Below are 25,383 nucleotides of genomic sequence, written 5' to 3'. Positions count from 1 at the left end.
CTGCCCTACTTGAAAAGTGGCAACAGGAAATCGTGCAAGGTGTCCGCGTAGAGGAACAGCACCACGCACCCTGCTGCGGTCAATCCGAGGGGGATGACACACGTCATCGGCGCCTCCTCCAGCGTGCCCGGTGGCAACCGCTCGGCGTCCTCGGCCGGCAACGGTCTGAAAAAGCCGCGGCCGACGATCGGCAGGAGGTAGGCGATGTTCAGCAACGACGACAGCAACAGCAGGCCCATGAGAACCCACTGCTGAGCGTCAGCCGTGCCCATCAGCAGGAACCACTTGCTCCAGGCACCCCCCATGGGCGGCAACCCGATGATGCTCAGCGAGCCGATGAAGAAGGCCGCAAAGGTGAAGGGCATGCGGTGACCGAGGCCGTCGAGTTGACTGATTTCGGTCTTGTGTGTCGCCACGTAGATGGCGCCCGCGCAAAAGAACAGTGTGATCTTGCCCACCGCGTGCATCGGAATCTGCATGCTCGCCCCGAGCAGGCCCGCGCTGTTTGCCAGCATGGCGCCGAGTACCACGTAGGCGAGTTGGCCGACCGTGGAATACGCCAGGCGTGCCTTCAGGTTGTCCTTGCGCAGCGCGATGATCGACGCGAGTGTCAGGGTGATGGCGGCGACCCAGAGGACGATGTCCCCGGCACCGGTCGCACTGAGGTTGTCGATACCGATGATGTACACAACCACCTTCACGATCGTGAACACGCCCGCCTTGACCACTGCGACGGCGTGTAACAAGGCGCTGACTGGCGTCGGTGCGACCATGGCCGACGGCAGCCACCGGTGCACTGGCATGAGCGCGGCCTTGCAGATGCCGAAGGCGAACAGGCACACCAACACGGTCAACCCGAAGGGTCCGACCTGGCCGTCGAGCACGCCGCCCTCAGTGAACTGCAGTGTGCCGGCGATCTCGTAGGTGGCGATGATCGCGACCAGCAACAGGCCGATGGACGTGGAGAGCAGAAACGCCAGGTAGATCTTCGCGCCGCGGCGGGCCTCCGGGGTCTGCTTGTGCGCCACCAGCGGGTAGGTCGAGAGGGTCAGGGCTTCGTAGAACACGAACAGCGTCAGCAAGTCTGCCGAGAAAGCCACACCCATGGCCGCCGCGATCGCGATCGCAAAACAGAAGAAAAACATCGTGTGACGTTTTTCCTTGTTTCGCCGCATGTAGCCGATTGCGTAAACCGTGGTCACGATCCAGAGACCGGAGGCAACCGTGGCGAACAGCAGGCCCAGGGGCTCGACGCGAAACCCCATTGCCAGCCCGGGTATGGGCGCGATGAAGCGCCACGTCGGCTGCTCGCCGGCCAGCACCGGCCCGTACAGCGACAGCACCAGGAAAAACAACAACACCGTTGTGACCAGGCTGATGCCGTCGCGCAGGTTTGGCCGCTCTCGGTTCACCAGGACCAGAAGTGCGCCGAGCAAGGGCAGGCAGATCGCCAGCGCGGGGACGGGGTTGCTCATGAGCTGACTCCGAGAAGCGAGGCGACTGCCCGCGACGCCGCGCCCAGGGTGACGGTGGTGTCGATGCCGAAGAAGAAGTTGGCTGCAGCGAGTGTCCACGCGGGAATCAGCATGTTGAGCGGGGCCTCACGACCGCGTTCCTGCACCAGCTGCGTTGGCTCACGCAACCACAGTGCGTCGATCACACGCCACATGTAGGCGAGGGCCAGCAGCGAGGAACCGATTATCACGAGGGCCATGAACCACCAGTGGTGTTCAAGCACCGACAACAGCAGGTACCACTTGGAAATGAAGCCGGCCGTGCCCGGAATCCCGATCAGGCTCATTGCGCCGACGCCGAAAGCGCCGACCGTCCAGGGTGCGTACTTGCCGAGCCCGGCCAGCTCCGACAGACGGGTGCACTGAAAGCGCACGAAGATGCCGGCCAGAACAATGAACAGGGCCGCCTTGATCAGCCCGTGGTTGAAGATGTGGACCACCGCGGCGGTCAGACCGGACACGGATCCGACAGCGATACCCAGGACCATGTACGCAAGCTGGGCCACCGAGGAGTAGGCCAGCACGGCCTTGATATCGTCCTTGTAGAGTGCCGCGAGGGAGCCGACAACGATGCCGACGGTGGCGAACAACAGGAACACCTGGTCGAGCGCGAGCACGTCGAAGAACAGGTCGGCACCGAACACACCGAAGACGAAGCGCAGCATGATGTACACCGCGACCTTCGTGGCTGTCGCGGCGAGAAAGGCGCTCGCGATCGAGGGCGCATAGCTGTACGCACCGGGCAGCCAGAAATGCATCGGAAACATGGCCACCTTGACGCCGGCCCCGATGATGAAAAAGCCGAAGGCCGCGCGCACCACGCGGTTGTCGTGCAGGGCGGGAATGCGTTCGGCCAAATCGGCCATGTTCAGGGTGCCCGTCACCATGTACAGCAAGCCGACGCTGATCAGGATGAACGTCGCGCCCACGGTGCCCATGATCAGGTAACGGAACGCCGCCACCTGGGCGCGCCGGTCACGGCCCATTGCAACGAGCGCGTAGGTGCTCAGCGACGAGATTTCCAGAAAAACGAAGACGTTGAACGCGTCGCCCGTGATCGTGATGCCGATCAACGAGGCGAGACACAGCAGGTAGGCCGTGTAGTACAAGCGCGCCCGGTTGCCCAGCCATTGAATCGTCAGACTGGCGGGAAACGCGAAGATCAACACCGAGGCCATGCCGGTGATCAACAGCAGCACCAGGGCGTTCAGGCTGTCGATGTTGACGGAGATGCCCCACGGTGGTGGCCAACCGCCGAGCTCGTAGACAAGTTCCCCGCCGGCGGACGTTTGAATGTATAGGCCGATCGCCGTGAGCAAGCTCGCCCAGGTGGCGACAGCGGAGAACATCCAGGCAACCTGGCGGTTGTGCAACAGGGTGCACAACGGCGCCGCGACCAGCGGCCACAGGATGACCAGGATGGGCAGTTGAGCGCTCATGGTGCCGTGTCGTTGTCCGCGTCGTGAATGAAGGATTCTTCCACCGAACCGTAGGCCTCACGGATGCGCACGATGAGGGCGAGCGCCAGCGCGGTGGTGGCAACGCTGACAACGATGGCCGTGAGGATCAGGACGTGGGGCAAGGGGTTGCTGTAGGCGTTGTAGGCTGAATCGAGTATCGGTGCCGTGCCGTCGGCCACCTTGCCCATGGAGATGAAGAACACGAACACGGAGGTCTGGAAGATGTTGAGCCCTACCACCTTCTTGACCAGGTTGCTGGCCGATATCGTGACGTAGAGACCCAGCAGCATGAGCGCAAACACGAACCAGTAGTTGAGCAGACTGATCACCGGTGGCGTCTCCCTGCGAAGGCGTAGAACAGCACGATCATCACGGCCGCCACGGTGATGCCGACGCCCAGCTCGACGGCGAGGATGCCGTAGTGTTGGCCGTGCAGCGGATCGTGCGCGATCACGTCGTAGTCGAGGAAATTGGCACCGCGGAACATGCTGAGCACGCCGGTGCCGATGTAGAGCAGCCAGCCGGCCATGACGCCGATCTCCGCCGCAGGCGGTGGAATGAACCGCTGCGCTCGGTCAAGGCCGTAAATCAGCGCGTAGGCAATCACGGCAGCCGCAAAGATGACACCTGCCTGGAAACCGCCGCCCGGGCCGTAGTCGCCGTGCCATTGCACGTACCAGGCGAACAGCAGGATCGGCCCCATCGTGATCGACGTCACGCCGCGCAGGATGGGGTTGGATTGCATGGAACGGGGCTTGTCGATCACGCGGAGTCCTCCGGCTCGCGGCGCGCCGTGCGGCGGCGCTTGGTGCCGTTGCCCAGCAGCAACAGCACACCGATGGCGGCGGTGAAGACAACCCCGACCTCGCCCATGGTGTCGTAGCTCCGGTAGCTCGCCAGCACCGAGGTCACGATGTTGGGCGGGCCGACCTCGTCAGCGGAGTGTTCGATGTACCGGGGGGCCACGTGTTGGTGGACTGGGGCGTTTGGGTCGCCCCACGCCGGCATGTCCTGCGAGGCGTACACCAGCAAGGCGCCGCAGGCCAGGGTGCAGGCGAGGGCCGGCAGGTGGATGCGGCTGATCGGTGCCTCGTCGCGACCGACCATCGACAAGGTGGCGAGGAACAGCACGGTGGTGATGCCCGCGCCCACAGCCGCCTCGGTGAACGCGACGTCCACGGCGTCCTGGACCATGAAGAAGCAGGCGCTGACGAGACTGTAAATACCGGTCAGCATCGCCGCCGTGAAGAGGTCTCGCAGTCGCAGCAAGGCGACGGCAACCAACAGCAGCATCGCCAGCAGTGCGAAGTTGATCAACGTGTCGATGCGTCACCTCCGGTGTGCTGCCCGTCGATCGGCTTGATCCCCGCGTGCAGGGCCGCGCGCGCCAGTGCGTGAATGGCGGTCGGCCCGGTGAGCAGGATGAAGGTGTAGATGAAGAAGAGCTTGATTAACACCAGGGGGTTGCTCGTCTGCAGTGCCATGCCGAGGAACAGGCAGCCCATACCGAGTGAATCCATGATGCCGCCCGCGTGCGAACGGCAGAAGAAGTCGGGCAGGCGGATCAGGCCGATGCCCGCTGTGACACAGGCAAAACTGCCGATGACGATCAACACCCAGCTGGCGACGTCGAGGAGGATCACGGTGTGTCCTCCACATCGCCATCGTGACCGAGGTCTCCGAATTTGAAGTATTTGAGTACCGCGACGGTGCCGATGTAGTTGATCAGCGCGTACACCAGCGCAATGTCGAGAAAGTCGGGTCGGCCTGTCAGATAGCCCAGGACTGCGATGAACAGGATGGCGGTGGTGCCGAAGCTGTTCACTGCCAGGATGCGGTCGTACACCGTCGGGCCGATCAAGGCCCGGCACATCGCGAGCGCCATCGTGACCAGAACTGCAAGCATGGCGACACTGAACATGCTATTGCTCCAGGGTGGAAACGCGTCGATCCATCTCGGCAAAACCGTCACCCTCGAAGGCGTCTGCGTTCAGGGCGTGCACCTTCAGCGAGCCCGGCTCGGCGCTGATGGTCAGGGTGCCGGGGGTCAGCGTGACGGAATTGGCAAATGTCACAAGCCCAAGCGTGGTTTCCTGGGTGGACGGAATGTCTTGCACCGCCGGGTTGAGCTGCATCGCGGGGCGCCAGATGATTTTCGCGACCTCGATGTTGCTCTTGATGATTTCGAGCAGCAGCCAGGGGATGTAGCTCACCATGTTGGCAAAGGTGCGTGCGCTGCGCGGGTCGAGATCGGCCAGGCCGATCCGGTGCATCAGGTAGAAAACAAACAAACAGGACAGGGCACCGAAGGTGAGTAGCAGGCCGTCGTAGTATCCTGACCATGCGAGCCAGGAGACGGCGAGGGCGATCAGAGTGGTGAATTTTCTCATGTCATTCAGCGCGCGTTGGGTGCTGCCTTAGCTTAGCAAATGTCCAGTTTATTCGAACCCGACGAGAGTCAGGTGATACGGCAAAACACCTAAGTCGAATGAGGTCACAGACGTACCGCGCCCACAGGGAGGGGCAGACGCCCGGAGTGTTGTGGGAATGTGCCTTCGATGCAGCGGTCGCCGCCCGGCGGGGTGTCCCCGGATCGGCGCAGCAAGACGGCCCAGCCGCTGCGGGGACGAGACTGAGAATACAAGTTGAGTGCCAAGGCTCTCCGGGCTGATCAACCAAGGGGCGCCCGGTTCGCCGGGTCCTGCTAGAGCAGGTTCAACGCGTCCAGCGCCGCCAGCCATCCGGCGGCGAGGGCGGCTTCGCCCGCCGCGTCAGGGTGCAGGCCATCGTAGGTTTTCTCGGGCGTCAGCCGTGTGTGCAGGGGCACCGCGACGACGCGCGACCTGGGGTCGTCGAGTTCGCGGCTCAGCCGCGCCACACCCTCGGCGAGGGCTGGCAGTGCGGTGGCGTTGGCCCACCGGCTCTGACCGGGTTGCCCGAGCAGGACCGTCACGCTCGGGTTCCGGGCACGCAGGGCCGTGACGATACCGGTGAGTTCACGCAGGGTCTCGTCGGTGTCCTGCCCTTGCAGCACGTCGTTCGTGCCGAGGTGCACAAGCGCGACATCGACAGGATAGTGCGCCAGCCAGGTTGGCAGTTTCGCCAGCACCTCGTCGGCTCGCCACCCCCAGTGGCCCTCGTGATCGCGGTCGAAGGTCTGCCCGTTCACGGCGGCCGTGGCCGGGCCGAGCCCGGTGTGGTGGCGTTTTCGGGAACCCACGAAGTCCACGTTGACCCCGCGCGAGACGAGGTGCGACCACAGTGGGTAGCGGTAGCTGGTGTGGGCGCGGTCGGCCTGGGTGATCGAGTCACCCAAGGGCAGGAGGTAGAGGGTGTTCGCCTCTCGCTCGACCGCCACGGGTTGCAACAGGCAGCCCGTCAGCAGCAGGCAGCAGGCGCCGAGCAGGGCACGCGTCGACATGGCGCGACGCACGCCCTCAGTGCGCGAGGATCTGGCTCAGGAAGAGCTTTGTGCGCTCGTTCTGCGGGTTCTCGAAGAACTCCTCGGGCGGATTCTGCTCGATGATCTCGCCGCCGTCCATGAAAATCACGCGGTTTGCCACGGTCTTCGCGAAGCCCATCTCGTGGGTGACACAGATCATCGTCATGCCCTCGCGAGCCAACTCGATCATGACGTCGAGCACTTCCTTGATCATCTCCGGGTCGAGCGCTGACGTGGGCTCGTCGAAGAGCATGATCTTCGGGCTCATGCACAGCGAGCGCGCAATCGCCACCCGCTGCTGCTGGCCACCGGACAGCTGACCCGGGTACTTGCCTGCCTGGTCCGGAATCTTGACCCGCTCGAGGTACTTCATCGCGATGGCCTCGGCTTCGGCCTTGGGCATCTTGCGCACCCAGATCGGTGCGAGCGTGCAGTTTTCCATCACGGTGAGGTGCGGGAAGAGGTTGAAGTGCTGGAACACCATGCCGACTTCGCGGCGGATCTGCTCGATGTTCTTGAGGTCGTTTGTCAGCGTCGTCCCGTCGACAACGATGTCGCCGCGCTGGTGTTCCTCGAGTCGGTTGATGCACCGGATCAGCGTGGACTTGCCCGAACCCGACGGCCCGCAGATGACGATGCGCTCGCCATGGTTTACCGAGAGGTTGATGTTTTTCAGTACGTGGAATTCGCCGTACCACTTGTGCATCTCGTTGATCGTGATCATCACGTCGTCGGAGACTTTCATGGTGTTTTCTGCAGAGTCACTCATGGTGTCGGGTGTCCTAACGCTTGTGTCCGGTGTGCAGCTTGTTTTCGAGGTAGATCGAGTACCGCGACATGCTGAAACAACAGATGAAGAAAAACAGGGCGACGAAGATGTAGACCTCGGCTGCAAGTCCGGCCCATTTGATGTCGGACAACGAAGCGCGGCCGATGCCCAGCGGATCCAGCAAGCCGATGATGACCACCAGTGTGGTGTCCTTGAACAGGCCGATGAAGGTGTTGACGATACCGGGGATCGAAATTTTCAGCGCCTGCGGCAGGATGATGAAGCGCATGCTCTTGCCGTAGTTCAAACCCAGTGCGTCCGCAGCTTCACCCTGGCCTTTCGGAATGGCTTGCAGGCCGCCTCGGACGACCTCGGCGATGTAGGCCGAGGAGAACAGTGTGACCATGATCAGGACGCGGAGGATCAGGTCGAAGGTCGTGCCCGGTGGCAGGAAATAGTTCAGCATGGTCGAGGCCACGAACAGCAGCGTGATCAACGGCACCCCGCGAATGAACTCGATGAAACAGGTGCTGAGCCAGCGGATGATCGGCATGTCCGACTGTCGGCCGAGCGCCAGGGCGATGCCGATCGGCATCGAACAGGCAATGCCGGTCACACCGATGACCAGTGTCAGCATGAAGCCGCCGAATTTGGTTGTCTCGACCGGCTCGAGCCCGAAGCCGCCGACCAGCAGCCAGTACCCGATCACCGGGAAGGCCAGGCTGAACCAGAGCATCTTGCGCCGCGCCGGCGTCTTGTCCCAGAGGATCGGCAACATTGCCACCAGGAACAGCACGAAACAGAGGATCACGCGCCAGCGTTCTTCGACGGGGTAGAAGCCGTAAGTGAACTGACCGATGCGCTTGTCAATGAACGCCCAACACGCACCACCGCCCAGCTCGCGGCAATCGGCGCGGGAGTCGGCGTAGAACACGGCGTCGAAGAAGGCCCAGTTCAGCGTGGGTGGGATGATGATCCACAGGACGTACAGCGTCACCAAGGTCAGCAGGACGTTGAACGGTGACGAGAACAGGTTCTTCTTCAACCAGAAGAGGATGCCGCTTTGACCGATCGGTGGTTTCAGATCGGGGTGGGTGCCAGGCGCGTACTGTTGTTCAGACATTGCAGCTCTGCTCCTTGCTACCGTTCAACCAGCTTGATGCGGTTGTTGTACCAGTTCATGATCGACGAAATGATCAGCGACAGGCACAGGTAGATGCCGAGCACGATGATCATGCATTCCATCTCACGTCCCGTCTGGTTGAGTGAGATGCCGCCGATGGTTGCCACCACGTCCATGTACCCGATCGCGATCGCGAGCGACGAGTTCTTAGTGATATTCATGTAGTTGCTGTTCAGCGGCGGGATGATCACCCGCAGTGCCTGAGGGATCACCACCAGGTTCAGCGTGCGGCCGCGCGGCAGGCCAAGCGCTGACGCCGCTTCGGTCTGACCGTGACTGACGGCCTGGATGCCGCTTCGTACGATCTCGCCGATGAAGGCCGCGGTGTAGAGCGACAGGGCGAGCCACAGCGAGATGAACTCCGGCTTCAGCGCGAGGCCGCCACGGAAGTTGAAACCCTTGAGTTCGGGGATTTCCCAAGCCAGCGGCATGCCCGTGATCAGGAAGGCGGCGATCGGTGCGCCGATGATGGCGCCAACCGACACCCAGAATACCGGCGACTGCGCACCGGTCTTTTCCTGTTTGATGCGCGCCTGCCGCCGGTAGTACCACGCGTAGGCGATGCCGCCGACAAACGTGGCGATCACAAGGTAGAACAGCGGCTCCATGATGGGTTTCGGCACGTACAAGCCGCGGTTCGACAGGAAGAACTGATCCCCGACGTTGAGCGCCTGTTTGGCTTTCGGCAGGGTCGTGACCAGCACACCGTGGATCAGGAGAATGTGGACGAGCACGGGCACGTTGCGCACGAACTCGATGTAGCAGTAGCTCAGTTTGTTGACGAGCCAGTTTGGCGACAGCCGCATCACGCCGAGCGCGAAGCCGAGTATGGTCGCGAGGATGATGCCGCAGACGGCGACCAGAATGGTGTTGAGCAGGCCGACCACGCCGGCGCGCAGGTGCGAACTGCGCGAGTCGTACTCAATCAGGCGCTGGTTGATGTCGTAGCCAGCAGGTTGGCTGAGAAAATCGAATCCGAAGGTCTTGCCGAGCTTTTCCAGGTTGCTGACGGCGTTGCCTGCGAGGTAGAAGATGGCGGCAAACAGGATCGCCATGGCGATCATTTGCAGAATGACGCTCCGGTACTTCTTGTCGTACCACAACTTGGACAACGAAAAGGACTCGGTGGGTCTGCTCAGTGCGGTCGCATCAGTCACAGCATCCAGGCCTCGCGGATCGTTTGCGGGAGTCGGAAACAAGACAGGGGCCCGGCTGGGCCCCTGCCAGCATCACGTCAGGTGCGCAATCTGCGCAACCCGGTGATGATCAACGGAACGGCGGAGAGTAGAGGATGCCGCCCTGAGTCCACAGCGCGTTCAGGCCGCGCTCGAGGCCGATCGGCGTGCTCGGGCCGATGAACCGCTCGAACACTTCACCGTAGTTACCGACCGCTTTGATCGCCTGGTGGCCGAAGTCTTTCGGCAGGCCGGTCATCGCGCCGAGGTCGCCTTCAGCGCCCAGCATGCGGTTGATTTCCGGGTTGTTGGTGCCCGCAGCCATTTCGTCGACGTTGGCCTGGGTCACGCCCAGCTCTTCAGCGGTGATCAGCGCGTTCAGCACCCAGCGCACCACATCACCCCACTGGTGATCGCCGTGGCGAACCAGCGGACCGAGGGGCTCTTTCGAGATGATCTCGGGCATGATGATGTGCGCAGACGGGTCGTCTAGGGTTGAACGGGTCGCTGCCAGACCGGATGCGTCCGTGGTGTAGATGTCGCAACGACCGGCGATGTAGTTGGTGCGTGCTTCGTCGTTGGTCTCGATCGGCACGGCTTCGTAGCTCATGCCGTTGGTGCGGAAGAAGTCAGCCAGGTTCAGCTCGGTGGTGGTACCGGTCTGGATGCAGACAGACGCGCCGTCGAGTTCCTTCGCACTGGTCACACCGAGGTCCTTGGAGACCATGAAGCCCTGACCGTCGTAGTAGTTCACGCCAGTGAACTCGAACTGCAGATCGGTATCGCGGCTGAAGGTCCAGGTGGTGTTGCGTGCGAGCATGTCCACTTCACCAGAGGCCAGTGCGGTGAAGCGGGTCTTGCCGGTGGTGGTGGTGTACTTGACCGCGCTCGCGTCGCCGAAGATGGCCGCTGCGACCGCCTGGCAGACCGCCGGGTCGAAGCCTTGCCAGTTGCCGGCGTCATCAGTGAACGCAAAGCCGGGTACGCCGGTCGAAATACCGCACTGGACATGGCCTTTCGCCATGACGTCTTGCAGTGTGCCGGCCTGAGCGTTGCCAGCGACAACGCCAAACGCAGCAACTGCCAAGGCGACTTGGGTGATTTTCTTCATGGGTGTCTCTCTTGGTAATAAGAGTGTTGGGAGGTGAGATCGCACGTGTGAGCCGTGCTGTTTTTTCAGCTGGCACGGTGCCAGTTACGGCGACACGCTAACACAACGGCGCCGCCTCGCAAACGGCGGAACCGGCCTGAACAGCAGGGTCGAGACGCACGCTTTTTGGTCAGCCACGCACCGTTTCGGACGCGATTTGCGGTGCAAAATCACACAGTGCGGTCTAATTCAGGGGGGTTTTTGGGCACTGGAGACCGGAAATGGTGCAGTGCAATATCGGCGCACGTTGGTGCGCGCCAGACGCGTTGCTGTTACCGGCGGCTGGAATTAATTGTTAGTAGTGTGATGGTCGTCGCGCTTGTCGGACCCCTGATGCAGGGCTTGAGCGCGCGGTTCGGACGCCGCGGTGTCGCGGTGTGACGCGATCACGCCCCCGTGTGACAGGTCAATCCGGATGCGGCCGGTGCCGAATTTGGTCTTCAGCCTGAACCACGCGTCCGTGCCTGACGCCTCCCCACCGTCGACCGCGTGTTTGTCGAGCAGCGTCCGGTGCACCGCGAGGGGCTCGTAGCGGTCCGCGCGCATGGCGAGCTCGGGCATGTCATTAAAAAGAGATGTGATGTAGCTGCCGTACTCGTCGGGTGGCACTGGCCGCGCCACCACGAGCGGTGGCGTGGCCTCACTCAAGGTGCGCGGGTCAACAGGTCGGTAGTCGCGTGCGCGCAAGGCCGCGTTGGCCTCGTCGCGGTCAGCCGGTGTCACGGCGATGAATTCGCCTTCGGCGAAGACGATTGCCACGGGGCGTTGCTGGTAGACCGCGAAGAGCCCGTACGACAGTGCCGCAATCTGCACACAGCCGATCACCGCGAGGTCGCGCACCACGCCGCGTTTGCCGGGTCGGTAGAACATCAGGGTCAACAGCGGCCCGAGGACGAGGTCGATCGGCGCGAGGATGCGCAGTCCCTGCCAGCCACCGGCCACGCCGAACAGGCCGGCCGGGTACCACAGTGTGAGCATGACGACGAGCAGGCCGCCCAACAGGGCTGCGCTGAGCAGCAGGTGGGCGCCCACAACGGTGTAGCGGGAAGCGGTCATCGGGCCTTTGTCAGCGGTGTCGTTGTCCCGCAGACTGCAAGCCCCATTCCAGCCTGACATCGAGCCTGCGGCTCAGCCGGCCATCAGGTGTTCCATCAGGGCTTTCTGGGCGTGCAATCGGTTGCCAGCCTGTTCCCAGACCACGCTCCAACGGCCGTCGATGACATCGCTGCTGACTTCTTCGCCGCGGTGCGCCGGCAGGCAGTGCATGAAGAGCGCGTCGCTGGCCGCTCCCGACATCAGCTCGCTGTTCACCTGGTAGCCGCGGAACGCCGAGCGCCGCTGGGCCGCCTCGTCTTCCTGGCCCATGCTGGCGTAAACGTCGGTGACCACGAGGCTCGCGTGCTCGATCGCGGCACGCGGGTCCTGGTGGACGGTGACCGCGGTCGGGCAGCGTGCCAACACCGTCGGCTCGGGTGCGAAGCCCGGCGGGCAGCCGATGTGCAGTTCGAACTCGAGCATCTCGGCCACCAACATCCAGGAGTTGCACACGTTGTTGGCATCGCCGATCCAGGCCACTTTGGCGCCGCGAATGTCGCCGCGGTTGTCGAACCAGGTCTGCATGTCCGCCAACAACTGGCAGGGGTGGTAGCTGTCGGTCAAACCGTTGATCACCGGCACCGTGGCGTGCACGGCCAGTTCCTGGACGGTGTGCTGCGCGAAGGTGCGGATCATGATGCCATCAACCATCTCGCTCAGGGCGCGTGCCGTGTCAGCGATCGGTTCACCGCGACCGAGCTGGCTGTCGCGCGTGCTAAGATACAAGCCTGTCCCGCCGAGCTGGAAGATGCCGGCCTCGAAGGACACGCGGGTGCGCGTTGACGATTTCTCGAAGATCATCGCCAGCACACGCCCCTCGAGCGACCGGTGGGGGGTGCGGTCGCGCTGCAGCGCCTTGAGCTCGCGGGCGCGCTCGAGCAGACGCCGGTAGGTGTCCGGTTCGAGGTCCGTATCGACCAGAAAATGGGCGGTCATGCCGCTTCGGCTCCACACGCGCGTTTCGCTGCGCGGCCAAGGCGCGCGGCGATCTCCCGTGCGTCCTCGTCGCTCAGCGTGTAGGCGGGCAGCAGACGCAGCGTGTTCTGGCCGGCGGGCACCAGCAACAGCCCCTCGTCGACCGCAGCGTCGCGCACTGGCGTCGGGTCGCGGTCGAAGGCGACACCGATCATCAGCCCTTGCCCGCGCACTTCGACGAACGACTCGACGCCGTCGAGTTGGTCACGCAGCGCGGCGCTGAGGGTCGCACCGAGCTTGGCGGCGCGCTCGAGCAGCCTGTCTTCGCGCATCACGGCGATGACCTCCAGCACCACACGCGACGCCAGCGGATTGCCGCCGTAGGTGGTGCCGTGGTTGCCCGGTTGCATGAGCGTCGCTGCCGCACCGCGCGCCAGACACGCCCCGACCGGGAAACCGTTTCCCAGTGCCTTGGCCACGCTCAACACGTCGGGTTGGATGCCGGCGTGCTGGTGCGCAAACCACCGGCCGGTGCGGCCCATGCCGCACTGGATCTCGTCGAGCATGAGCAGCCAGTCGTGTGCGTCGCAGCGCGCGCGCAGGCCTTGCAGGTAGCCTTCTGTCGGTGGACAGATACCGCCCTCGCCCTGGATGGGCTCGACCAGCACGGCAACGATGTCGTCGTGGGCCGCCGCCGCGGCGTCGATCGCGTCGAGGTCATTGAACGGCACGTGGACGAAACCCGGGACCAGCGGGCCGAAGCCTGCCTGCACCTTGTCACTGCCAGTGGCGCTCAGGGTCGCCAGGGTACGACCGTGGAAGCTGTTGTGCATGACCAGAATGCGCGGCGCGTCGATGCCGCGCTTGCGGGCGTGCAGGCGCGCGATTTTCAAGGCGGCCTCGTTCGCTTCGGCGCCGGAGTTGCAAAATATCACCGAGTCCATCTCGGCGATGTCGCACAACGCATCGCCGGCCTGCTGCTGCAGCGGGATGTGCAGCGCGTTCGACGTGTGCATGAGCTGGCCCGCCTGCTCGGCGATGGCGCGCGCGATCCGCGGGTGTGCGTGCCCCAGCGCGGTGACGGCAATGCCACCGAAACCGTCGAGGAATCGTCGCCCCTGATCGTCCCAAAGCCAGGACCCTTCGCCGTGGCTGATGGCGATCGGCAGCCGCGCGTAGATATTCATCAGGGCGCTCATGATGTCCTCCGCATCGATTCGGTTGGGAAAACCGTTCAGTGTACGCCAGTGGCGTGGGCGTGCAAGCCGCTATCGGGCGCTGCCGAGTGGGCGCAGGGCGGCTCGGGTTGGTTTGTATTGGCTCAGTGGCGAGGTACAATGGCGTGTTAGCCTGTTCGTTGTGCGCTGTGCCGCCAACCCCACGACTCAAGCAAGGAGCTTTCGATGTCATTCGAATTCCCGGATCTGCCCTACGACTACACCGCGCTCGAGCAGTCGATCGACGCGCAGACCATGGAGATCCACTACGATCGCCACCACCGGACGTACTTCAACAACTTCGTCAACGCGGTCAGCGATTCGCCTCTGGCCGATCAGTCGCTCGAAGCAATCCTCGCCAAGGCAGGCGAGCACGGTGCGGCCGTGCGCAACAACGGCGGTGGGTTCTACAACCACATCATCTACTGGAACTCCATGTGCAACGGGGGCAGCAGCGCGAGCGGTGAGCTCAGCGCGGCCATCAACGCCGAGTTCGGCTCGATGGAGTCGCTGCAGGAGAAGATGACGCAGGCGGGCATCACCCGCTTCGGCTCCGGCTTCGCGTGGCTGATCAAACAGGACGGCCGGTTGGTGGTCACCTCCACGCCCAACCAGGACAACCCACTCATGGACGTCGCCGAACAGCAGGGTACCCCGTTGCTCGGTATGGACGTCTGGGAGCACGCCTACTACCTGCGCTACCAGAACAAGCGCCCCGACTACATCAAAGCCTGGTGGGACGTGGTTGACTGGGCCAAGGTGTCAGAGCGCTTCGCGGCGGCGTGATTGCCGAGCGATCTGACCGCCAAAACCGGCGCCGCGTGCGCCGGTTTTTTTTGCTGACAACCCATCCGGGCGGGGTCCTCCGACCTGCCTGTCGAGACTAGGGGCGAGGCCCATGTGTGGAATTTGCGGGGAGGTGCGGTTTGACGGCAGCGTGGCGGATCGCGCCACCGTCGAGCGCATGCTACCGGCGATTGCACGTCGCGGGCCCGACGGCAGTGGTGTGCACGCGGTGGGACCGGCCTGTTTCGGACACCGACGCTTGTCCGTCATCGACCTCAGCGACCGCGCGGCGCAGCCCATGGTCGACCCGGCCACCGGTCTGGCACTGGTGTTCAACGGTGCGGTCTACAACTACCCCGCGCTGCGTGCTGAACTGATCGAACGCGGGCACCGCTTCCGCTCCACGGGTGACACCGAGGTCATCCTGCGCGGCTACCTCGAATGGGGCGCCGACGTCGTCGCGCGATTGTCCGGCATGTTCGCCTTTGCACTCCACGACCCGAGGGACGGCAGCACGCTGTTCGCGCGCGACCGCGTCGGTATCAAACCGCTGTACTACGCGCGCCAGTCGGGGCGTGTGCGCTTTGCGTCCAACCCGCAGGCCATCCTCGCAGCGGGTGGCGCCGACACCCGGCTCAATCCCGTTGCGCTGCACCACCAGTTCATGCTGCACGCGTCTGTGCCGGCTCCGCACACCGTGTTTCAGGGTGTGCAGAAATTGCAGCCTGGCCACTGGATGCGTTGGGACGCCAACGGCGACACCACGCTCGAACGCTATTGGCACCCGCAGGTCGGTCAGCCCGAGTCACGCAGTGACGCCGAGTGGCTCGAGCTGACCCGCGACGCGCTGACGTTGGCGGTGAAGCGCCGGCTCGACATCGCCGACGTGCCGGTGGGTGTGCTGCTTTCCGGCGGATTGGACTCCAGCGTGCTGGTGGCGCTGCTGGCCGAGGCCGGCGCAACGTCGCTGCAAACCTTCACCGTCGGGTTCGACGACCAGCCCGAAGAACGCGGTGACGAGTTCGAGTATTCCGACCTTGTCGCCGAGCGCTACGGCACCGTCCACCACAAGTTCCACGTGCCCAACGCGCAACTGCTGCGCCGCCTGCCAGAGGCCATAGCGGCCATGGCCGAGCCGATGGTCGGGCAGGATGCGGTGGCCTTCTACCTGTTGAGCGAGCGCGTCGCCCAGGAGGTCAAGGTGGTCCAGAGCGGGCAGGGTGCCGACGAGGTGTTTGCCGGTTACTTCTGGTACCCCGAGATGCACGCGGCGACAGAGGAGCCCGACGTCTCACGCTTCACCAGCCGTTACGTCGACCGCGACCACGCGGAATGGGCTCGCATGATCGCGCCGACGTACCACACGGACAGTGACGTCACGACCCGGCACATCGAGCGGTTGCTCGCGGAATTCGGCGACGGTGAGTACCTGAACCGGGTCCTGGCTATGGACGTCACGTCGCTGATTGTCGACGACCCGGTGAAACGGGTTGACAACATGACCATGGCCTTCGGCCTCGAGGCGCGGGTGCCCTTTCTCGACCACGAGCTCATCGAACTCGTGTTGTCGATGCCTGCGCGGCTCAAGCTCGCACAGGGAGGCAAGGGCGTGCTCAAGGCGATCTCGCGCGGCATCGTGCCGGACGCCGTCATCGACCGCAGCAAGGCCTATTTCCCGGTGCCGGCGCTCAAGTTCGTGCGCGGCCCGCTGCTCGAGTACATGGGCGATATCCTCAACAGCCAGGCGTGTCGCGAACGGGGCTTGTTTCAGCGGGACTTCGTCGACATATTGCTTGCCGAGCCGGATCAGCACTTCACCCGTTTGCAGGGCAGCAAGCTCTGGCACCTCGCCTTGACGGAGCTTTGGCTGCAGCAACAGCTCGAGGGCGCGTGATGGTACCGCCGTTGCCGCACGCGTCTCACGCACACAATGACCATGCGCCCGACGGGCGCGCACCCGGAGAATTGCCAATGGACGTTTTGGACAAGATCAAGGATCAAGTGGAAAGCAATCCCGTGATCATCTACATGAAGGGCACGCCCGGCATGCCGATGTGCGGTTTTTCGTCCCGCGCCGTGGACGCGCTCAAGCAGTGCGAGCGCGAGTTTGCCTACGTCAACGTGATCGCAGACCCGGAGATCTTCGAGAACCTGCCGCGTTACGCCGACTGGCCGACGTTTCCGCAGGTGTACATCGACGGCGAGCTGATCGGTGGGTGTGACATCACCCTGGAGATGCACGCCTCAGGTGAACTCAAGACGCTGGTGCAGGAAGCCGTCGACAAGGCCGCCTGAGGCCCGTTGTCACCGGTGGCGGTGTTCCCAACTGTTGACGATGTGGCAGAACAGCTCGGCGGTCTTGCGCGTGTCGTAGAGCGCCGAGTGCGCTTCATCGTTGTCCCATTCGAGTCCGGCCGCCCGCACTGCACGTGCGAGGACGGTCTGGCCGAACGCCAGGCCAGCAAGGCTGACAGTGTCGAAGTGGCTGAACGGGTGGAAGGGGTTTCGCTTGATGCCAGTGCGCGCGAGCGCCGCGTTCAGGAAACCCTGGTCGAACGCCGCATTGTGGCCGACCAGCACGGCGCGGTTGCAACCGGCCGCTTTCACCGCCTCACGCACCGGTTTGAAGATGTAGCTCAGTGCGTCCACCTCGTTCCGCGCCGCGCGCAGCGGGTGCCAGGGGTCGATGCCGTTGACGGCCAACGACGCCGGGTCGAGGCGCGCGCCTTCGAATGGGATGACGTGCGTCGAGACGTGGGTCGTGGGCGCGAGCTGGCCGGCCTCGTCCAGTCCGATGACCACCGCGGCGATTTCCAACAACGCGTCGGTGGCCGACTCGAACCCACCGGTTTCGACGTCCACCACGACCGGGAGAAAGCCGCGGAAGCGGTTGGCCAGGGTGAAGGGGGCGCCCGGTCGGTACGCGTCTGTCATAGTGTGAGGTGGGCGCCGGCGAATGGGGCGAGATCATACCACTAGTTTGCAAGAGGCTTTCCGCGCGTGATCAGACTTTGGCAGCAGTACCTCTGGATCGCATTACTGCGTGGAACGCCTGCTGATCTGCCCGCCGGCACGCCCGGGATGGCGGTTGCCATTGCGACGGCACTGGTGTCCTACGTGCTCGTCGGCAGTCTGGACGCCGACTTTTCGCTGGTGTTTCAACGTGCCCTCGTCGACATCGCGCTCAGCGCAGCGCTGCTGTTCGGCACCCTCAGCGTGTTGTCCAAACCGGCGCGTTTTCAGCAGGCGTTCTCGGCCTTGTGCGGCGGCAGTGCGGTGGTCAACCTCGCCGCGGCGCCGCTGATGTGGCGGTTGTCGCAGCTCCCGGCCGGCGTCGAACCGGGTGCGGGCTTCATGCTGCCCTGGACGCTGCTCATGGGCTGGCTCGTGGCGATTCAGGCGCACGTGCTGCGCACGACACTGGAGTGCTCGCGCGCGCTGGCGATTGCGCTGGCGATCGGCTACCTCATGGTGGCCTTCGCGGTCTTCGACCTGGTCTTCTGAGGCGCGAACACCATGCACATCCACATCGTCGGCGTCTGCGGCACCTTCATGGGGGGCGTTGCGCGTCTGGCAACCGAGCTTGGCCACACGGTGTCGGGGTCAGACAAAGCCTTCTACCCGCCGATGAGCGACCAACTTGCTGCGCTGGGCGTGGCGACGTGCCCGCAGTACGCTGCCGAGAACCTGTCACCGACACCCGATCTCGTCGTCATCGGCAACGCCGTGTCTCGGGGCAACCCCGAAGTCGAGGCGGTGCTTGACCGCGGCCTGCCATACACGTCTGGTGCGCAGTGGTTGGCCGACGAGGTGCTGCGCGGTCGACGGGTCATCGCCGTTGCCGGGACGCACGGCAAGACCACCACGTCGAGCCTGGTGGCGCACTTGCTCGAGGCCAGTGGGTTGTCGCCGGGTTTCCTCATCGGGGGCGTACCTGGCAATTTCGGTGTCTCGGCCCGGCTCGGGCAATCGGCGTGTTTTGTTGTCGAAGCCGACGAGTACGACACGGCCTTTTTCGACAAACGTTCGAAGTTCGTGCACTACCGGCCAGAGATTGCCGTGCTCAACAACCTCGAGTTTGATCACGCTGACATCTTTCCCGACCTCGCGGCGATCGAAACCCAGTTCCACCATTTCCTGCGTTGTGTACCGGGCCGGGGCAGCGTGGTCTACAACGCCGAAGACCCGGCCGTCGTGCGTGTGCTGGAACGCGGGTGCTGGAGCCACCGTGTCGGGTTTGGTGGTGCGGCGGACTGGCAGCTCGACGCCGCGCAGGCGCTGTGTGGTCCCGGGCTCGCTCCCCGCCAACCCGCAGGCTGGATCGCGGCCGGTCGGCACAACCGGCTGAACGCGCTGGCGGCGGTGGCGGCCTGCAGGCCGTTTGTTCCCGACCCCGGCGAGTTGGTCGCACACCTCGCGGGTTTCGAACCGCCAAAGCGACGGCTCGAGCACCTGGGCGTGGGTCGGGGTGTGACCGTCTACGACGATTTCGCCCACCACCCGACCGCGATTGCCGCCACGCTGGAGGCTCTGCAAAGCCTTCACCCGGGGGCGCGGCTGCGGGTGGCGCTGGAACTGCGCTCCAACAGCATGCGTGCCGGGGCGCACGCCACCGCGCTCCCGGCGGCGCTGTGTGCCGCCACACAGGTGGTGTTGTACGACCCGGACGGACGTGCCGGGGACGGGGTCGCGGGCGACACCGCGACACATGTGACATCCCGGTGTGAACTGATCGACACACTCACACGCGAGGCGCGCGAAGGCGATTGCATTGTGTGTATGTCGAACGGAAGCTTCGAGGGTGTGCAGCGTCAGATTTTGGACGCACTGACCGGAGCCTGAATCCGGTAGCTTTTCAAGGCTTTGCTATAGTGAATCCAGACAATCAACGCTCTGCATGCGAGGCGGACGCGGTGGCATCCGGCGCCCCAAAACCTGACGATTCCGTGCCCACACGCATCGACCACTACCGCCTCTCGGATGTGTTGGGTCGCGGCACCTGTGGCACGGTCTACCGCGCCTTCGACGAGAAGCTCGGGCGCGACGTCGCGGTGAAACTGTCCTCGCGCGACCAGGGTGCCGAACGCGAAAACCTCGACATCACCGGGGCGACGGAACCCAACCCCGCGCGCAAGCCCGCACACTACCGCGCGTTCCTCACCGAAGCGGCCGCGGCCTCGCGGCTGTCCCACCCGGGCATTGTCGCGCTCTACGATGTCGGTGCGACCGAACGCCACAATTACCTCGTCATGGAGCTCGTCGAGGGCGTCACGCTCAAGGTGCACGGCAAGGGCCAGGTGTTGCTGCCGCCGCGACGGGTGTTGGAGATCATGGTCCAGTGTTGCGAATCGCTGGACTACCTGCACAGCCAGGGCTTTCTGCACCGCGACATCAAGCCGTCGAACATCATGCTCGACATCAACGGCGAGGCAAAGCTGCTGGATTTCGGCATTGCGCTGTCACGGGACCAGAGCGTTGCCGAGGGCCGCAAGGCCTCGCTGGGTACACCCAACTACATGTCTCCCGAACAGATCCGGGGGGACCGGCTCGGGCCGCCGACTGACTTCTACTCGCTCGGCACGGTCATGTACGAAATGCTGACCGGCCAGCGTGTGTACGCGGCCAAGAAGGTCAAGGACCTCTTTGCCCAGGTGCTGCGGGAACCGCCACCGCACCTCAAGGTCGCCGCGCCGCACCTGCCCGAGAGCCTCGCCCAGGTGATGCATCGCGCGTTGCAGAAACGGCCCGAACGGCGTTTCCAGACGGGCGCTGACATGGCGTCAGCGCTGCGTGCGGTGATCGAGGAATTGGTCCACGGTGGCCGACGGGAGTTGGCGGACATGCAGCGTTTGCTGCGCCGCCATTCGGTCTTTGGCAGCTTCAGCGAGTTCGATCTGGCGGAGTTGCTGCGAGGCAGCAAACCGGTGAAGTTCGGTCGAGACGACGTGCTCGTCGCCCAGGGCAGTTCGGAGCGTGTGCTCTACCTGATCGCTGACGGGCTCGCACAGGTGGAGCGTGACGACACGCCCGTGGCCTTGCTGGGGCAGGGCGACAGCGTCGGGGAGCACGGCTTCGTGTCCGATACGCCAAGCCCGGAGGCGATCGTCGCCCTGACCGAGGTGTTTGCCTACCGGTTGCGCGCCGATTTCTTCTACACTGCGCCGCCGTCGGTTCAGGTCGGCATGTACCGGGCCTTCGCGCGGCGGTTGAGCGACCGACTTTCGCGCCTCGACGCGCTCGAGCCCGACATCCCGCTCTAGCGCTGCACCCGGTCAGGCGCGGCGGCGGAAGTCATCCTGAAGCAGGCGGCGTTCCCAGGCGATCGAGGTGCGCACGATCGTATCCAGGTCGTTGTGGCGCGGCGTCCAGTCGAGTGTGGCATGGATGCGATCAACGTCGGCGACCAATTCGGGCGGGTCGCCAGCACGACGCGGTTTTTCGATGATGTTGAGCTCGTGGTTCACCTGGGACTGCACGGTGTTGAGGACATCCCGCACACTGAAACCGCTGCCGTAGCCGCAGTTCAGGGTCACACTCGGACCGCCGTCGCGCAGGTAGCGCAACGCGCTGACGTGGGCTTCGGCGAGGTCGGTCACGTGGATGTAGTCTCGGATGCCCGTGCCGTCTGCGGTGGCGTAGTCGGTGCCAAAGATGTACACGGCATCGCGCTTGCCGACCGCGTGTTCGGCCGCGACCTTGATCAGCAGGGTGGCCTTCTCGGTGGACTGGCCGATCGCGCCGTCCGGGTCCGAACCCGCGACGTTGAAGTAGCGCAGGATCACGTGGTTCATGTCGGAGACGGCGTCGAGGTCGCGCAGCATGGTCTCACTCATGAGCTTTGACATGCCGTACGGGTTGATCGGCGCCGTCGGTGTCTGCTCGTTGCATCGACCGGAGGCGGGCTCGCCGTAGGTCGCTGCCGTTGAGGAAAACACGAAGTGTTTCACGCCATGATCATTGCAGGCTTCGAGCAGCGTACGGGTGTTGGCCGTGTTGTTGCCATAGTACTTCAGGGGGTTCTCGACCGACTCCGGCACAATGGTGTGCGCCGCGAAGTGCAGCACGGTTTCGATGTCGTGCTCCTCCAGCACCTTGTCGAGCAGTACGCGGTCGCCGGTGTCGCCCTGGACGAAGGTGCCGTGGGTGATTGATTCGGCGAAGCCGGTGTACAAGTTGTCCAGCACAACCACGTTCTCGTGGTCGCGACCGAGCAGTTTGACGGTGTGGCTACCGATGTAACCCGCGCCACCTGTCACCAGAATGCAAGCCATGTCTTCGCTCCTGTCAGTTTCGGGCACGTGCCAAGCGGTGGTACTTGCCGGCGATGTACAAGCCCATGACGCGCAGGCAACGCAGGCCGTACAGCCACGGGTTCAAGTACGACTCCTCGTCGCCGTAGTGCGTCGGGATGCCGACTTCGTCGATCTTCAAGCCCATCGCACGCGCGGCGGCGATGGCCTCGATGTCAAAGTCGAAGTAGTAGCTCAGGTGGTCGATCGGCAAGGTCTCGAGGGCGTGCCGACTGTAGAGCATGTACCCCGAGTGGTAGTCCGTCATCGCCATGCCGAAGACCCGGTTTTCCATCCAGGTCAGCACCTTGCCGCCAATCACCTTGTACAGTGGCATACCGCCGGCGCGCGCTGTGTTCAGTTTGTGCCGCGAGCCCTGCAGGATGTCCAGACCACGTGACTGGATTTCGGTGAGCATCGTCGGCAACTCTTCGGGTGGATACTGACCGTCGCCGTGGAGGCAGACGACGGTGTCCGACTCGACGCTCAGGCAGGCCGTCAAGCCGGTGCGAACCGAGTCGCCGTAGCCGAGGTTGGTGTCACCGCCGACCCAGCGCAATTTGGGGTAGGTCGCCTGCAGCGATTCGGCCACCTCGAGGGTGTTGTCGCGGCTCGCCTTGCTGATCACGAAGCACGCGACGCAATCGTCCCAGAGGTGTTTAGGGATACGCTCGAGCACCTCGGGCAGCGTCTTGGCGGCGTTGTACGCCGGAATGAAAATCGTAAACGGGCGGTACACGTGGCGAGCGAGCTCTTGATCGGTGTGCTCTGCGAGGGTGGATGAATCGAATACTGGTGTAGCGGGGAGCGACATCGCGTGGTCCTCGCGTGACCGTACAGGCACGCTTTTCATTTTGGCAGATTCCGCCGTACCGGTGATGTCCATATTGTTACGGGGTTGACGCCGGAAGCTGACCGTGAATTCGGCCGCATTGGGCGGCGTGACCGACCCGGTGCGGCGGGCGGTGCCGACGCCGTCGCGTAACACGTGCAGCAACCGCTTTGAGTGCTATCGACGGCGCGCGCGGATTCTGTACGGTTGAACAGCCGCCGGCGAGGCGCGGCGAGGCCGATCACCGTGCCGGTGGCGATCCGCGGGCCTGCCAGGGCGTTTCCTGTGAGGCGGTTCGCAGTTTGGCGTCGCCGTGCTTGAGCAGGTGCATCAGAAATCTGACACTGCGCTTCGGCATGACGCAACGCTGTAGCAAGAGGACCGCAATTGTGACCACCACTGACCTTCCGCCCCCCGTGGCGATGCCCGATTTCGACGAGCTGGCGACCTTGGCGCGGGACAACCCGGAGGCGTTCGAGGCGCTGCGCGCGGAGTTGCTCGAGCAGTGTGTGCAGTGTGCACCGCCGCGCATGCACCGCCGCCTGCGAGGCCTCGTGTTCGAGCTCGACGCGCAGCGCCAGACATCACCGTCGCCGCTCGCGGCGTGCCTGGACGCCAGTGGTCGGATGTGGAAATCCTTCGATGAACTGAGAGTGCAGCTGAACGCCGTGGTCCGGCCGGAGGCCCTGTCCGAGGAGGAACTTGCCTCGCTCAAACCCAGCACGCAGAGCGCGGATGTGCTGCCTTTCGCCCGCTCGGAGGGCACCGCACGCTGACACGGCGAGCGTGTATGCCCCTGCGTTCTGCGTATCGACCGTTACACTTAGCACGGTGACGATTGATCAAAGCGCAGCGTGGTAGTTCGGTGAGTGGCTCGAACCAGAAGCGGGTAATCGACGGCGTACTGTTTGGGTACATTCAGTTTGCCCTGGACGGCGCCGTGCGCTTGCTCACTATCCCCTTCTTTCTGAGCGCGTTGGGCCCGCAGTTAATGGGCCTGCGGGCTGCCGTGCTTGAGCTCGTCGGCTACCTCCAGTCTGCAAACCCGGGCACCGCGCAATCCATGCAAGCGGTGATCGAGAAGAACGTGCGGGATGGCCGCGCAGATGATGCGACGCGCGAGACGCTCGCGGTCGGCCGCTGGCTGCAGTCCGCGATTGCCCTTGTGGCCTTTGTCGCGGCGGTGTGGATCGCCTTTCACCTCGAAGCGCTCACCGACGAGTTGACGCCAGAGGAGGCGCTCAGCGCCATTTGGTTCACCGTGGCATGCGCGGTCGTCATTGGTCTCACCTTGCTGGGTGCACACCACTCATCACTCCTGGTCGGCTTGCAGAATCACCGCAACCACCAACTCTGCTTCATTGTCATGCAGCTCACCACGTCGGTGGTGTCGGTTCTGTTGGTGTGGTTAGGGTTTCGGCTCGGTGGGCTCGGCGCCGCCGCCGTGGTGGGTGTGTTGGTGTTCTATATGCTGCGCCGGCATTTCGCCGCTCGGCTTGGCTTCAAGATGCCACTGCCGCCGCTGTTGCCACGGCTCGCGGTGCTCAAGCAGGTGCTCGGCATGAGCGGCTGGATGCTGGCATCGACTCTTGGCGGGGCGATGGTGCTCCAAAGCTTCCGAATGATCGCTGGTCTGTTGCCGGGTATGGGCCTTGAGACCGCCAACGCTGTTGCACTTCTTTTCGTGATGCCCTACCTCGTCGTTCAGTTGTTGACATGGATTGGATATGTCGTGCGGCCGACCCTCGCGGCCAAGTACCATGCAGGCGAGCTCGGCGACGATTTGTGGCCTACCGTCAGTACCTACCTCAAACTCATGGCCTGCCTGTCTGCAATTGCGTTTGTCGCGGGTGGCGTTACGAACCAGGCCTTCATCGCACTCTGGGTTGGGGAGACCTATTGGGCAGGGACGGATGCCAATCTCGCGCTGTGTGCGATGTTGGCCGCGTGGATGTTGAACTCCTCGCTGCAAAACCTCTTGTACATCCGCGGCGACATGCGCCTGCGTGGCCAGTTGTGCCTGTTTGAGGGTGTCGGTGTGCTGCTGTTCGCCGTGCTCGGCGGCTACAACTTCGGGGTAGTCGGCATCTTCGCCGGCGCGGCGATTTTCATGCTCTTCGTGTCTCTACCGGCCGGCTTCGTGCTCGTCGGGCGACAGTTCGCGCTCGATCGCAGCTCAGTCAGTGTGGCGGTGCAGACCCTGTGGTACCCGGTGCTCATCATCGCCGGCTACGTCCTGCTGCGGGGCCCCCTCTCGGCACCTGGCGGCAGCTGGCTCGGCATGTTGGGCTGGTGCGCGCTGGTGGGCGTCGGCCTGATAGCGGTCGTCACCCCTTTCCTCTGGCGCCCGATGCGACCGTTCACCGAGCGCTACACCCGCCGCTTCGGCTTTTGACGCCGCACCCGGACGTCGGCGTCAGCCGGCAACGTCGCCGATTTCCCCCGTTTGACGAAACTAATTCCCGACTGATTTAGTCTGATATTATGGGCAGGCTTGGGCCGCCGGCCCCACGCGCGCGCTCGGCAGCAGGCTGCGCCGACCGTGCCCCGGGATTG

27 protein-coding genes are annotated in these 25,383 nt (G+C 64.0%); 8 read left to right on the top strand and 19 right to left on the bottom strand.

Annotated elements, in window-relative coordinates; all coding sequences use genetic code 11:
- Window positions 1–5: 5 nt before the first annotated feature.
- The 16 genes from AAGA11_00765 to AAGA11_00690 form a co-directional block, all read right to left on the bottom strand.
- Window positions 6–1,475: a proton-conducting transporter membrane subunit gene (locus AAGA11_00765; GenBank protein MEM9601366.1), complete on the bottom strand. Its 1,470-nt coding sequence runs from the start codon at window positions 1,473–1,475 to the stop codon at window positions 6–8.
- On the bottom strand, window positions 1,472–2,953 hold the full coding sequence (locus AAGA11_00760) for a monovalent cation/H+ antiporter subunit D family protein (GenBank protein MEM9601365.1): 1,482 nt from the start codon (window positions 2,951–2,953) through the stop codon (window positions 1,472–1,474). Before AAGA11_00760 ends, AAGA11_00765 begins: the two co-directional genes overlap by 4 nt.
- The gene (locus tag AAGA11_00755) at window positions 2,950–3,303 is read right to left on the bottom strand and encodes a cation:proton antiporter subunit C (GenBank protein ID MEM9601364.1); all 354 of its coding nucleotides are present in this window, start codon (window positions 3,301–3,303) and stop codon (window positions 2,950–2,952) included. Before AAGA11_00755 ends, AAGA11_00760 begins: the two co-directional genes overlap by 4 nt.
- Window positions 3,300–3,740 carry a Na(+)/H(+) antiporter subunit B gene (locus AAGA11_00750; GenBank protein MEM9601363.1) on the bottom strand — a complete coding sequence of 147 codons (441 nt, stop codon included), beginning with the start codon at window positions 3,738–3,740 and terminating at the stop codon, window positions 3,300–3,302. The genes AAGA11_00755 and AAGA11_00750 overlap by 4 nt, the downstream gene beginning before the upstream one ends.
- A complete protein-coding gene (locus AAGA11_00745) occupies window positions 3,737–4,291 on the bottom strand; it encodes a DUF4040 domain-containing protein (GenBank protein ID MEM9601362.1) in 555 nt (184 codons plus the stop codon). The genes AAGA11_00750 and AAGA11_00745 overlap by 4 nt, the downstream gene beginning before the upstream one ends.
- Window positions 4,288–4,617, bottom strand: a complete 330-nt coding sequence (gene mnhG, locus AAGA11_00740; protein ID MEM9601361.1) for a monovalent cation/H(+) antiporter subunit G — start codon at window positions 4,615–4,617, stop codon at window positions 4,288–4,290. The genes AAGA11_00745 and mnhG overlap by 4 nt, the downstream gene beginning before the upstream one ends.
- Window positions 4,614–4,895 (bottom strand): monovalent cation/H+ antiporter complex subunit F, encoded by a 282-nt coding sequence (locus tag AAGA11_00735; GenBank protein MEM9601360.1) that lies wholly within the window; start codon window positions 4,893–4,895, stop codon window positions 4,614–4,616. Before AAGA11_00735 ends, mnhG begins: the two co-directional genes overlap by 4 nt.
- Before the next feature lies 1 nt (window position 4,896).
- Entirely contained in the window at window positions 4,897–5,364 is a 468-nt protein-coding gene (locus AAGA11_00730) for a Na+/H+ antiporter subunit E (protein ID MEM9601359.1), read from the bottom strand.
- A gap of 314 nt (window positions 5,365–5,678) precedes the next feature.
- A complete protein-coding gene (locus AAGA11_00725; GenBank protein MEM9601358.1) occupies window positions 5,679–6,395 on the bottom strand; it encodes a GDSL-type esterase/lipase family protein in 717 nt (238 codons plus the stop codon).
- A 16-nt stretch (window positions 6,396–6,411) separates the two neighbouring features.
- Complete coding sequence (locus AAGA11_00720; protein MEM9601357.1) at window positions 6,412–7,185, bottom strand: amino acid ABC transporter ATP-binding protein; 774 nt, start codon at window positions 7,183–7,185, stop codon at window positions 6,412–6,414.
- 13 nt (window positions 7,186–7,198) lie between these two features.
- Window positions 7,199–8,308, bottom strand: coding sequence for an amino acid ABC transporter permease (locus AAGA11_00715; GenBank protein MEM9601356.1), 1,110 nt, complete (start codon window positions 8,306–8,308; stop codon window positions 7,199–7,201).
- A 17-nt stretch (window positions 8,309–8,325) separates the two neighbouring features.
- Entirely contained in the window at window positions 8,326–9,525 is a 1,200-nt protein-coding gene (locus AAGA11_00710) for an amino acid ABC transporter permease (protein ID MEM9601355.1), read from the bottom strand.
- A 109-nt stretch (window positions 9,526–9,634) separates the two neighbouring features.
- Window positions 9,635–10,654 carry an amino acid ABC transporter substrate-binding protein gene (locus tag AAGA11_00705; GenBank protein ID MEM9601354.1) on the bottom strand — a complete coding sequence of 340 codons (1,020 nt, stop codon included), beginning with the start codon at window positions 10,652–10,654 and terminating at the stop codon, window positions 9,635–9,637.
- 327 nt (window positions 10,655–10,981) lie between these two features.
- Entirely contained in the window at window positions 10,982–11,749 is a 768-nt protein-coding gene (locus tag AAGA11_00700; protein ID MEM9601353.1) for a hypothetical protein, read from the bottom strand.
- A 72-nt stretch (window positions 11,750–11,821) separates the two neighbouring features.
- Entirely contained in the window at window positions 11,822–12,724 is a 903-nt protein-coding gene (gene argF, locus AAGA11_00695; GenBank protein ID MEM9601352.1) for an ornithine carbamoyltransferase, read from the bottom strand.
- Window positions 12,721–13,902: an aspartate aminotransferase family protein gene (locus AAGA11_00690; protein MEM9601351.1), complete on the bottom strand. Its 1,182-nt coding sequence runs from the start codon at window positions 13,900–13,902 to the stop codon at window positions 12,721–12,723. The genes argF and AAGA11_00690 overlap by 4 nt, the downstream gene beginning before the upstream one ends.
- A gap of 204 nt (window positions 13,903–14,106) precedes the next feature.
- Between AAGA11_00690 and AAGA11_00685 the strand changes: the two genes are divergently transcribed.
- From AAGA11_00685 to grxD, 3 genes are all read left to right on the top strand, one after another.
- Entirely contained in the window at window positions 14,107–14,706 is a 600-nt protein-coding gene (locus AAGA11_00685; protein ID MEM9601350.1) for a superoxide dismutase, read from the top strand.
- 112 nt (window positions 14,707–14,818) lie between these two features.
- On the top strand, window positions 14,819–16,600 hold the full coding sequence (locus AAGA11_00680) for an N-acetylglutaminylglutamine amidotransferase (GenBank protein MEM9601349.1): 1,782 nt from the start codon (window positions 14,819–14,821) through the stop codon (window positions 16,598–16,600).
- A gap of 77 nt (window positions 16,601–16,677) precedes the next feature.
- Window positions 16,678–17,001: a Grx4 family monothiol glutaredoxin gene (gene grxD, locus AAGA11_00675; protein ID MEM9601348.1), complete on the top strand. Its 324-nt coding sequence runs from the start codon at window positions 16,678–16,680 to the stop codon at window positions 16,999–17,001.
- A 9-nt stretch (window positions 17,002–17,010) separates the two neighbouring features.
- Here grxD and rnt read toward each other — a convergent pair whose 3' ends face one another.
- Window positions 17,011–17,640 (bottom strand): ribonuclease T, encoded by a 630-nt coding sequence (gene rnt / locus AAGA11_00670; protein ID MEM9601347.1) that lies wholly within the window; start codon window positions 17,638–17,640, stop codon window positions 17,011–17,013.
- 66 nt (window positions 17,641–17,706) lie between these two features.
- On the opposite strand from rnt, the gene AAGA11_00665 reads away from it, so the two are divergent.
- The 3 genes from AAGA11_00665 to AAGA11_00655 all read left to right on the top strand — a co-directional run bounded on the left by AAGA11_00665 (window position 17,707) and on the right by AAGA11_00655 (window position 20,966).
- Window positions 17,707–18,210: a hypothetical protein gene (locus AAGA11_00665; GenBank protein ID MEM9601346.1), complete on the top strand. Its 504-nt coding sequence runs from the start codon at window positions 17,707–17,709 to the stop codon at window positions 18,208–18,210.
- A 12-nt stretch (window positions 18,211–18,222) separates the two neighbouring features.
- A complete protein-coding gene (gene mpl / locus AAGA11_00660; protein ID MEM9601345.1) occupies window positions 18,223–19,548 on the top strand; it encodes a UDP-N-acetylmuramate:L-alanyl-gamma-D-glutamyl-meso-diaminopimelate ligase in 1,326 nt (441 codons plus the stop codon).
- 104 nt (window positions 19,549–19,652) lie between these two features.
- Complete coding sequence (locus tag AAGA11_00655; protein ID MEM9601344.1) at window positions 19,653–20,966, top strand: serine/threonine-protein kinase; 1,314 nt, start codon at window positions 19,653–19,655, stop codon at window positions 20,964–20,966.
- Window positions 20,967–20,978: 12 nt separating this feature from the next.
- Here the strand turns inward: AAGA11_00655 and galE are convergent, their stop codons facing one another.
- A complete protein-coding gene (gene galE, locus AAGA11_00650; protein ID MEM9601343.1) occupies window positions 20,979–21,977 on the bottom strand; it encodes a UDP-glucose 4-epimerase GalE in 999 nt (332 codons plus the stop codon).
- 13 nt (window positions 21,978–21,990) lie between these two features.
- Entirely contained in the window at window positions 21,991–22,809 is an 819-nt protein-coding gene (locus AAGA11_00645) for a glycosyltransferase family 2 protein (GenBank protein MEM9601342.1), read from the bottom strand.
- 407 nt (window positions 22,810–23,216) lie between these two features.
- Between AAGA11_00645 and AAGA11_00640 the strand changes: the two genes are divergently transcribed.
- Together AAGA11_00640 and AAGA11_00635 are read left to right on the top strand one after the other, a co-directional pair.
- Window positions 23,217–23,603, top strand: a complete 387-nt coding sequence (locus AAGA11_00640) for a DUF3135 domain-containing protein (protein MEM9601341.1) — start codon at window positions 23,217–23,219, stop codon at window positions 23,601–23,603.
- An 89-nt stretch (window positions 23,604–23,692) separates the two neighbouring features.
- Window positions 23,693–25,222, top strand: a complete 1,530-nt coding sequence (locus AAGA11_00635; GenBank protein ID MEM9601340.1) for a hypothetical protein — start codon at window positions 23,693–23,695, stop codon at window positions 25,220–25,222.
- The last annotated feature ends 161 nt before the right edge of the window (window positions 25,223–25,383 follow it).

The organism is Pseudomonadota bacterium, from assembly GCA_039196715.1.
GTDB lineage: Bacteria > Pseudomonadota > Gammaproteobacteria > CALCKW01 > CALCKW01 > CALCKW01.
This window is presented reverse-complemented; position numbering and strand designations above follow the sequence as displayed.